4 protein-coding genes and 2 pseudogenes are annotated in these 6,662 nt (G+C 64.9%); 5 read left to right on the forward strand and 1 reads right to left on the reverse strand.

Going from position 1 to position 6,662, the window contains the following annotated elements:
- The 4 genes and pseudogenes from CC207_RS27770 to CC207_RS18395 all read left to right on the forward strand — a co-directional run.
- Positions 1-151 (forward strand): annotated as a pseudogene (locus CC207_RS27770) (NUDIX hydrolase); the annotation flags it as partial.
- 242 nt (positions 152-393) lie between these two features.
- Complete coding sequence (locus CC207_RS18385) at positions 394-765, forward strand: translation initiation factor Sui1 (RefSeq protein WP_062572770.1); 372 nt, start codon at positions 394-396, stop codon at positions 763-765.
- Between the two features lie 153 nt (positions 766-918).
- A complete protein-coding gene (speA, locus tag CC207_RS18390; RefSeq protein WP_028691191.1) occupies positions 919-2,832 on the forward strand; it encodes an arginine decarboxylase in 1,914 nt (637 codons plus the stop codon).
- Between the two features lie 208 nt (positions 2,833-3,040).
- Positions 3,041-3,485, forward strand: a pseudogene (locus tag CC207_RS18395) (transposase).
- 116 nt (positions 3,486-3,601) lie between these two features.
- Here CC207_RS18395 and CC207_RS18400 read toward each other — a convergent pair.
- Entirely contained in the window at positions 3,602-4,939 is a 1,338-nt protein-coding gene (locus CC207_RS18400) for an MATE family efflux transporter (protein ID WP_088852537.1), read from the reverse strand.
- 182 nt (positions 4,940-5,121) lie between these two features.
- Between CC207_RS18400 and CC207_RS27775 the strand changes: the two genes are divergently transcribed.
- The coding region (locus CC207_RS27775) for an MG2 domain-containing protein (protein WP_256582117.1) at positions 5,122-6,662 on the forward strand (1,541 nt) is incomplete at its 3' end.

The following is a 6,662-nucleotide window of genomic DNA, read 5'->3' on the forward strand; positions in this document are numbered from 1 at the left end:
GGTGTGGGACGGGGCGCTGCGCTTGCAGCCCGAGGAGGTCATCGAGGCGCGGTTCATCAGCGTCGAGCAGGCCCAGGCCGAAAGCGCGCAGAGACCGTATTGCCCGGACTCGCTGGTGGCGTTGCAGCGGTACCAGGCTGGCCTGATCTGATGGGCTGCGCTGCCCCTGGGGGAACGCCCGGAGTCGCGAAAGGGCCCCAGTGGCCGGAAGGTCGCAAAACTTTCGTAAAATGGCGCAATCCTGTACTTAGCAACAGCCAGATTTATCGTTACACTGCGCGCCCTTTTCGGGCTGTCGCATGACCTTGCGGCAGTAGCGCCGCCCCTGCCAGAGTGGGGCTTCGCGGTCGGCTCCCGCCGACCAGTTTTTGTCCTCAGCACCGAGGAACAAAAGTGGCCAAGAAAGCTTCTTCCCTCGCCGCCCTTGGCGGTCTCGTATATTCCACCGATGCCGGTCGGCACTGTCCCGACTGTGGCCAGCCGGTGGACGCTTGTGTCTGCAAGCAGCAGGTCATCCCCGAAGGCGACGGCATTGCCCGTGTGCGCCGTGAAAGCAAAGGCCGTGGCGGCAAGACCGTGACCACCATCACCGGTGTGCCGCTGGCGCTGGAGCCGCTCAAGGAACTTGCCAGCACGCTCAAGCGTCGCTGTGGCACCGGTGGCGCGCTCAAGGACGGCGTCATCGAAATCCAGGGCGACCACGTCGAGCTGTTGCTCGCCGAGCTGATCAAGCAGGGCTTCAAGGCGAAGAAATCCGGCGGCTAAGTGCCGCCGCGCGATTTTTTGCCCAGTGCTTTCTAAACTCGTTCCGGTGGCCAGGGTCTATGCCTGGACACGGAAGAATCGTCATTTTCAGTATCTACACTGCCTGCGCCCTTAGCGGGGCCGTGTTATCGACTTTTCATACAGGGGACTTGAATGTCCGTACGACGCACACGCAAAGACGATGGTAGCCAGTGGACCGTGGCCGACAGCCGCAGTGTTTATGGCATCCGCCATTGGGGCGCTGGTTATTTCGCCATCAATGAAGCCGGGCGCGTCGAAGTGCGCCCCAACGGCCCGGACAGCGCGCCGATCGACCTGTTCGAGCAGGTCCAGGAGCTGCGCCAGAGCGGTCTGTCGCTGCCGCTGCTGGTGCGTTTCCCCGACATCCTGCAGGACCGCGTGCGCCAGCTGACCGGCGCCTTCGACGCCAACATCGCGCGCCTGGAGTACCAGAGCCAGTACACCGCGCTGTACCCGATCAAGGTCAACCAGCAGGAAGCGGTGGTCGAGAACATCATCGCCACCCAGAACGTCTCCATCGGCCTGGAAGCCGGCTCCAAGCCCGAGCTGCTGGCGGTGCTGGCGCTGGCGCCGAAGGGCGGCACCATCGTCTGCAACGGCTACAAGGACCGCGAGTTCATCCGCCTGGCGCTGATGGGCCAGAAGCTCGGCCACAACGTGTTCATCGTCATCGAGAAGGAATCCGAGGTCGCCCTGGTGATCGAGGAAGCCGCGGAGCTGAAGGTCAAGCCGCAGGTCGGCCTGCGCGTGCGCCTGTCGTCGCTGGCCTCGAGCAAGTGGGCCGACACCGGGGGCGAGAAGTCCAAGTTCGGCCTGTCCGCCGCCCAGCTGATTTCGGTGGTGCAGCGCTTCCGTGACGCAGGGCTCGACCAGGGCATCCGCCTGCTGCACTTCCACATGGGCTCGCAGATCGCCAACCTGGCCGACTACCAGCACGGCTTCAAGGAAGCCATCCGCTACTACGGCGAGCTGCGCGCCCTGGGCCTGCCGGTCGATCACATCGACGTTGGCGGCGGCCTGGGCGTGGACTACGACGGCACCCACTCGCGCAACGCCAGCTCGATCAACTACGACATGGACGATTACGCCGGCGTGGTGGTCGGGATGCTCAAGGAGTTCTGCGACGCGCAGGGCCTGCCGCACCCGCACATCTTCTCCGAGAGCGGCCGCTCGCTGACCGCGCACCACGCCATGCTGGTGATCCAGGTGACCGACGTCGAGAGCCACAACGACGAGATGCCGACCATCGAGAACAAGGAGTCGCTGCCCGAGACCGTGCAGTGGCTGGCCGACCTGCTCGGCCCCACCGACATCGAGATGGTCACCGAGACCTACTGGCGTGCCACCCACTACATGGGCGACGTGGCCGCGCAGTACGCCGACGGCAAGCTGACCCTGGCTGAAAAAGCCCTGGCCGAGCAGTGCTACTTCGCCGTGTGCCGCCGCCTGCACAACTCGCTCAAGGCCCGCCAGCGCTCGCACCGCCAGGTGCTGGACGAGCTGAACGACAAGCTGGCCGACAAGTACATCTGCAACTTCTCGGTGTTTCAGAGCCTGCCGGACACCTGGGCCATCGGCCAGGTGCTGCCGATCATCCCGCTGCACCGTCTGGACGAAGAGCCGCTGCGCCGCGCCGTGCTGCAGGATTTGACCTGCGACTCCGACGGCAAGATCAACCAGTACGTCGACGAGCAGAGCATCGAGACCAGCATGCCGGTGCACGCGGTCAAGGAAGGCGAGGACTACCTGCTGGGCGTGTTCCTGGTGGGCGCGTACCAGGAAATCCTCGGCGACATGCACAACCTGTTTGGTGACACCGACTCGGTGAACATCTACCAGAACGCCGACGGTAGCGTGTACCACGCCGGCATCGAGACCCACGACACCATCGAGGACATGCTGCGCTACGTGCACCTGTCGCCGGAGGAGTTGATGACCCACTACCGCGACAAGGTGGCCAGCGCACGGATCACCGCGCGCGAGCGCACGCAGTTCCTTGATGCGTTGCGGCTTGGGTTGACCCGGTCTTCGTACTTGTCTTCGTAAGCTGGGGCCCGCGTTGCGGGCCTTTCGCGACACAAGGCCGCTCCCACAGGTATTGCAATTCCTTATGGAATCCCGGTACCTGTGGGAGCGGCCTTGTGTCGCGAAATGAGGGCGAAGCCCTCACCGAAGTCACATCGAGAAATGATCCAGTGGCTGTCCACTTTGCCACCACGGCTAACTTTGAATGCAATGTTCAAAGGAGCACGACATGGATAGCCCACACTCCCATCTTCTACGTCGAGGACGAGTTTCCGAGCCTGGGCGCCACTATTTGCTGACAACCACTACCCGCGACCGCAAACCGCTGTTCGCTGATTTCAATCTCGCCCGAGTCGTGGTCAACCAGATGCGCCTTTGTGATCAGAAACATGCTTGTCGCACCTTGGCTTGGGTCCTGATGCCTGACCATGTGCATTGGCTTGTCGAGCTTGGGCACATCCACCTGAGCACACTGATGTGTGCGTTCAAATCTCGCAGCAGCAATGCGCTATACCGCGAGGGTGTCGAACGGCGGCACATCTGGCAGACCGGTTATCACGACCGGGCCTTGCGGCGGGAAGAGGATGTCAAAGCGGTTGCCCGGTACATTGTTGCCAATCCCATTCGTGCAGGGTTGGCGCGAGTATTCACATTGGGATTGTGTGTGGCTGTAACCCCGCAGGTAAGGGCTTCGCCCTCATTTCGCGACACAAGGCCGCTCCTACAGATGACCGCGATTCCCTGTGGGAGCGGCCTTGTGTCGCGAAAGGGGCGCAAAGCGCCCCCTGCTTCACCGAACCCAACGATCCCGTTGCTGTAACCGCCACCCCACCCACCCCAGCGTCACCGCCCTCAGCGCCATGAACAGCAAGAAGGACAACCACAACCCATGGTTGCCGAACCCACGCATGACAACCGCCACGGGCAACGCGATCACCACCGACACCAGCATCGCATTGCGCATCTCTCGCGCCCGGGTGGCGCCGATGAACAGCCCATCCAGCAGATAACTCCACACCGCCACCAACGGCAGCACCGCCAGATAAGGCAAGTACGGATACGCCGCCTCGCGCACACTGGCGATATCGGTCTGCAGGTCGATGAACAGATGGCCGCCCAGCAGGAAAAGCACCGCAAACCCCAGGCTGACGATCAACGACCACCCGCAGGCCACCGCAAGCGCCCGCTTCAGGGCATCGCGATCACGGGCGCCGATGGCGTGCCCACACAGCGCCTCGACCGCATGGGCCAGGCCATCGAGGGCGTAGGCGGTGAGCATCAGCCCGTTGAGCAGCAAGGCATTGGCCGCCACCGTCGCTTCACCCAGCCGTGCACCCTGCACGGTCAACAGCAGGAAAACCAGCTGCAGCGCCAGGCTGCGCAGGAAGATATCGCGGTTCACCGCCAGCAAGGGCCGCCAGGCCTGCCAGCGCTTCAGCGCGGCCCAGGCGATATGCCCGGGGTAGGCGCGCAGCGCCGGGCGGGTGAGGGCCAGGCCGAGCAGGGCGGCGCACCACTCGGCGATCACCGAGGCCCGTGCCGAGCCGACCACGCCCCAGTCCAGGCCGAGCACGAACCACAGGTTCAGGGCGATGTTCAGCAGGTTGGTGGTCAGCAGGATCGCCAGCGGCGCCCGGGCGTTCTGCGTGCCGAGGAACCAGCCAACCAGGGCGTAGCTGGCCAGCGCCGCCGGCAGGCCGAGCAGGCGCGTATGGAAGAATGCCTCGGTGGAGGCATGCAGCGCCTCGCTGGGCTGCATCGCGTGCAGCGCCAACTGGCTGAAGGGCAGGGCGAGCAGGCCGATCAGCAGGGCGAAGGCCAGTGCCAGCAGCAGCCCCTGCACCAGCACTTGACGCAGCGCGGCGCCGTCGGCGCGGCCGGCGGCCTGGGCGGCGAAGCCGGTGGAGCCCATGCGCAGGAAGCCCATCAGGCCGACCATGAAGGTGAACAGCGTGGCGCCCACGGCCACCGCGCCCAGCTGGTGGGCGTGGGGCAGGTGGCCGATCACCGTGCTGTCGACCAGCGCCACCAGCGGCACCGAGATGTTGGACAGGATCATCGGCGCGGCCAGGGCCCAGACCTTGTGGTGGGTGGGGCGGTCGCGCCAGGCGGTGGACAGTGAAGACATGCGAATCCTTCGTTGCAGGGCCGCTTCGCGCCCCCTTGCAAGATCAAATACGCCATTGTACCGACCAGGCAACCAATCGGCGCGAACAGGGTCTCACTTGCCGCGCATCGCCAGGTAAGCCCTGCGGCGTTGCGCTATAGTTGCCTCCCTCACGTACATGCTGCCGAAGAGTCCCCTCTCAAATGCTTAACAAAGGATTGTTGCTGGCCTGCGCGCTGGCCCTGCTCAGTGCCTGTGATTCTTCCACGCCGGACAAGCCATCGGCCCCCGCCGATGCTGCCACCGCCGTTGCGCCCGCCGAAACCAAGGCGGCCAAGCGCGAAGACCCGGCGCTGCTCGCCAAGCGCTACGCGGGCCGCGAGCTGACTGTGCTGGACGTCTCGGAAGTCCAGCTCGACGGTGCCAGCACCCTGTCGGTCAGCGTCTCCGCGCCGCTGGACGCCAACCAGGACTTTGCCGCCAAGCTGCACCTGGTCGACACCGTAAAGGGCAAGGTCGACGGTGCCTGGGAACTCTCCGACAATCAGATGGAACTGCGCCTGCGCCACCTGGAGCCGCAGCGCAAGATGGTCCTGACCATCGACAAGGGCCTGCTCTCGGTCAACGGCAACCAGCTTGAAGCCGAATCGGTCAGCCGTTTCGAGACCCGCGACATGCAGCCCACCGTGGGCTTCGCCAGCCGTGGTTCGCTGCTGCCCACGCGCCTGGCCGAAGGCCTGCCGGTGATCGCCCTGAACGTCGACAAGGTCGATGTCGAGTTTTTCCGCATCAAGCCGGACATGCTTTCCAGCTTCCTGGTCAACTGGGGCCGCAATTCCAGCCTCTACTACTACCAGTCCAAGGAAACCCTGGAGATGGCCGAGCTGGTCTACAGCGGCCGCTTCGACCTCAACCCCGCGCGCAACACCCGCGAGACCGTGCTGCTGCCGATCGCCGGAATCAAGCCGCTGCAGGAGCCGGGCGTGTACCTGGCGGTGATGCGCGCCTCGGGCACCTATGACTATTCGCAGCCGGCGACCCTGTTCACCCTGAGCGACATCGGCGTCTCCGCGCACCGCTACCGCGACCGCCTGGACGTGTTCGCCCAGGCACTGGAAGGTGGCAAGGCGCTCAAGGACGTCACCCTCGAACTGCACGACGACAAGGGCAAGCTGCTGGCCCAAGCCAAGACCGACGGCGACGGCCATGCCCAGCTGCCGATCACCGCCAAGGCCGACACCCTGATCGCCACCCAGGGCGTGCACACCACTCTCCTGCGCCTGAACACCGCGGCCCTGGACCTGGCCGAGTTCGACATCACCGGCCCCCAGGCCAACCCTCTGCAGTTCTTCATCTTCGGTCCGCGCGACCTCTACCGCCCGGGCGAGACTGTGCTGCTCAACGGCCTGCTGCGTGACCAGGACGGCAAGCCGGTGAAGGCCCAGCCGGTGAATGTGGAAGTGCGCCGTCCGGACGAACAGGTCAGCCGCAAGTTCGTCTGGGAGGCCGACAAGAACGGCCTGTTCCAGTACCAGTTGCAACTGGCCACCGAGGCCCCGACCGGCCGCTGGCAACTGCTGCTGGACCTGGGCGGTGGTCGCAAGCAGGTCTACGAATTCCTCGTCGAGGACTTCCTCCCCGAGCGCCTGGCGCTGGAGCTCAAGGGCAGCAGCACGCCGCTGGCGCCGGATGAGACTGCCACCATCCAGGTCAATGGCCGTTACCTCTACGGCGCGCCGGCCGC

The sequence above is a fragment of the Pseudomonas sp. DrBHI1 genome, from assembly GCF_002205115.1.
In the GTDB taxonomy this organism is placed as follows: domain Bacteria; phylum Pseudomonadota; class Gammaproteobacteria; order Pseudomonadales; family Pseudomonadaceae; genus Aquipseudomonas; species Aquipseudomonas mosselii.

What these genes read in the sequence shown, in the direction of transcription:
- speA (WP_028691191.1), top strand. Translation starts at nt 919, where the DNA reads ATGTCCGTACGACGCACACGCAAAGACGATGGTAGCCAGTGGACCGTG.
- CC207_RS18400 (WP_088852537.1), bottom strand. Translation starts at nt 4,939, where the DNA reads ATGTCTTCACTGTCCACCGCCTGGCGCGACCGCCCCACCCACCACAAG.